The following is a 3103-nucleotide window of genomic DNA, read 5'->3' as shown; positions in this document are numbered from 1 at the left end:
CCCCGCCGTAAACTGCGGAATATCGGGATACCGGATATCCCAGTTCGGCATTTCGACGAGGTCGTCGAACAGCTGGATTTGCAGCTCCTCGCGCTCCTTGCGCCATTTAGCGGCAGCATCCACCGTCTCGTCCAGCATCGCCAGCAGCTGCGCCCGGTGCCCGGGCAGGCTGTCAAAAGCTCCCGCCTGGATCAGCGATTCCACGACGCGCTTGTTGCAGACCCTCAGATCAACGCGGCGGCAGAAATCGAGCAGGCTGTCAAAGGGCCGCTCCTTCCGGGCTTCCAGTATGCTCTCCACGGCCAGCGTACCGACATTCTTGATCGCCGCCAGCCCGAAGCGGATATGTCCGCCCGCGCCGCTGCCGCCGTCCACCGGGGTGAACAGCACGCCGCTCAAGTTTACATCCGGCGGCAGCACGCCAATTCCCATGCGCCGGCATTCCAGCACATACTCCGCCACCTTGCGGTGGACGCCCGTTACCGCCGTCAGCATGGAAGCCATAAACTGCACCGGATAATGGGCCTTGAGGTACGCTGTCTGGAAGGCCAGCACACCGTAAGCTGCGGCATGAGCACGGGGGAAGCCGTAATCGGCAAAGCGCACGATCATGTCGTAGACCGCGTTCGCGTCGGCTTCCTCGTAGCCATGCTTTAGGCTTCCCTTCACGAAATGGCCGCGCTCGCGGTCCAGCGTTTCGCGCTTCTTCTTGGATACGGCTCTGCGCAGCAAATCCGCTTCGCCAAGCGAAAATCCGGCCATTGCCGATGCGATCTGCATGATCTGCTCCTGATAGACGATAATGCCGTAGGTATCGGACAGGATCGGGATCAGGTCGGGGTGGGGATATTCCACTTCGGCAAGCCCGTGCTTGCCCTGAATATATTTCGGAATAAACTCCATCGGGCCGGGCCGGTACAGCGCCAGCACCGAAATGATATCCTCGAACACGGTCGGCTTCAGATCCTTGAGTACCCGGCGAATGCCCGCCGACTCCAGCTGGAACACGCCCGTCGTCTCGCCGTGGCCCAGCATCGCATACGTCGGTTCGTCGTCATCCGGGATCTCCCGGAAATCCGGCGTGCTGCCGGTCATCTGTCCGATCCAGTTCATGCACCGCTCGATAATCGACAGCGTTCTGAGGCCCAGAAAATCCATCTTCAGCAGCCCTATGCTCTCCAAGTGCTCCATCGAATATTGGGTCAAGGCCGTTCCCTCATTGCCCTCCTGCAGCGGAACGGCATCGGTAAGCGGCCCCCGGGAAATGACGACCCCGGCAGCATGCGTCGAGGCATGCCTTGGCATGCCCTCCACCTTCATCGCCATGTCCAGCAAATCCCGGGTCTTCGGATTGCCTTGGTACAGCGCCTTGAGATCCGGACTGCTCTCAAGCGCCCGCGCGATGCTGATGCCGAGTGTCCCGGGGATCAGCTTCGCGGCTTTGTCCACCTCCCCGTAGGGCAGGTTCAGCGCCCGTCCCACATCGCGCACCGCAGCCCGCGCCGCCAAGGTTCCGAACGTAATAATCTGGGCGACATGCTCCTCGCCGTATTTCTCCGCTACATAGGATATGACCTCATCGCGCCGCTCGTCGCTGAAATCAATGTCGATATCGGGCATCGTGATCCGCTCGGGATTCAGAAAGCGCTCGAACAGCAGGTTGTACTTCAGCGGATCAACATCGGTAATGCGCAGGCAGTAAGCAGTGAGGCTGCCCGCGGACGAGCCCCTTCCGGGTCCTGTCGCGATGCCCTGCTTGTGGCAGAAGGCGATAAAATCCCAGACGATCAGAAAATAATCGGAGAAACCCATCGTCTCAATAACACCAAGCTCATAGGCCAGCCGCTCCTCCGCGCGTCGCTTTTCCTGATCCGAGTCCCACCGGGGAGTATCCCCGTAGCGCTCCTCCAGGCCCGCTTCACACAGCCGGCGCAAATAGGCGGCGGCATCCAGTCCTTCTGGCAGCGGAGAGTAGGCTGGAAGAATATGCCTGCCAAATTCCAGCTCCAGATTGCATTTGTCAGCGATGACAGCGGTATTGGCTATCGCCTCCGGCACATGCGGAAACAGCGCGGCCATTTCCTCGCCGCTTTTTAAATAGAGCTGGTCCGTTCCGATTTGCAGCCGTTCCTCATCGTCCACCGTCTTGCCCGTACCGATGCAGATCAGCACATCCTGAACCTCGGAATCCTCCCGGGACAAGTAATGCACGTCATTGGTGGCGACCAGGGGGATGCCCGTCTCTTCGGCCAGAGCGATCAGCTTCGGATTCACTCTTTTTTGTTCGGGCATTCCGTGATCCTGAAGCTCCAGATAGAAATATTCGCCGAAGATCTCCTTGTACCGCAGCGCCGCCTTCTTCGCCTCGCCGTCCCGTCCGTGAAGCAGATGCTGGGGCACCTCTCCGCCAAGGCAGGAGCTTAGACAAATAAGGCCCTCCGCGTGCGCGGCAAGGGCTTCCATGTCAATTCTCGGCTTGTAGTGATAGCCTTCCAGCTGGCCGATGGAGACGAGTCTCATCAGATTGCGGTATCCTTCCTCGTTCCTCGCGAGCAGGATAAGATGGTAAATCGGCTGATCCTTGCGGCTGCCGCGCTCGCGGCGCGAGCCCGCCGTCAGGTAAGCCTCGCAGCCGATGATCGGCTTGATGCCGTTCTCCTTGCACGCTTTATAAAAAGGGATCGCCCCGTACATCACTCCGTGATCGGTCAGCGCCAGCGACTTCATGCCGTGTTCGCCGGCCCGGCGCACCAGATCGGCAATGCGCGCCGCCCCGTCCAATAAACTGTATTCGCTGTGCACATGCAGATGCACGAAAGGACTCATGATCCCACTTCCTTTCCCGCTCCGGACAAATTGTCCGGTAATACAACTATTTTATCATATTGAAGGGAGAAAGGCCCATAGAATGAAGGGAGAGCACAGGGACAGGCAAAAAACGCATAATATGGGCCGCGTCCCGGCAAAGGAGGACTATATGAACGTATTTTTAAGCAAGGCCGTCCTCGATTTCTTTATCGCCTTCGGCATCGTGCTGGGCGGCGCCATGCTGGGCGGCATCGGGGCGGTCGTATCGCTTCAGCAGCCGACGCAGACGATGCTC

Annotated in this window: 2 protein-coding genes; one reads left to right on the top strand and one right to left on the bottom strand. The window is 59.3% G+C overall.

Annotated features, from left to right (window positions below; genetic code table 11):
• Positions 1-2826, bottom strand: a 2826-nt coding sequence (locus L691_RS0106615) for a DNA polymerase III subunit alpha (RefSeq protein ID WP_025689528.1), incomplete at its 3' end; no start/stop codon positions are given.
• Between the two features lie 151 nt (positions 2827-2977).
• Between L691_RS0106615 and L691_RS28095 the strand changes: the two genes are divergently transcribed.
• On the top strand, positions 2978-3103 hold a 126-nt coding region (locus L691_RS28095; protein ID WP_036735743.1), incomplete at its 3' end, for a YtrH family sporulation protein.

The sequence above is a fragment of the Paenibacillus zanthoxyli JH29 genome (genome assembly GCF_000520715.1).
GTDB classification, from domain to species: Bacteria; Bacillota; Bacilli; order Paenibacillales; family Paenibacillaceae; genus Paenibacillus_AQ; species Paenibacillus_AQ zanthoxyli.
This window is presented reverse-complemented; position numbering and strand designations above follow the sequence as displayed.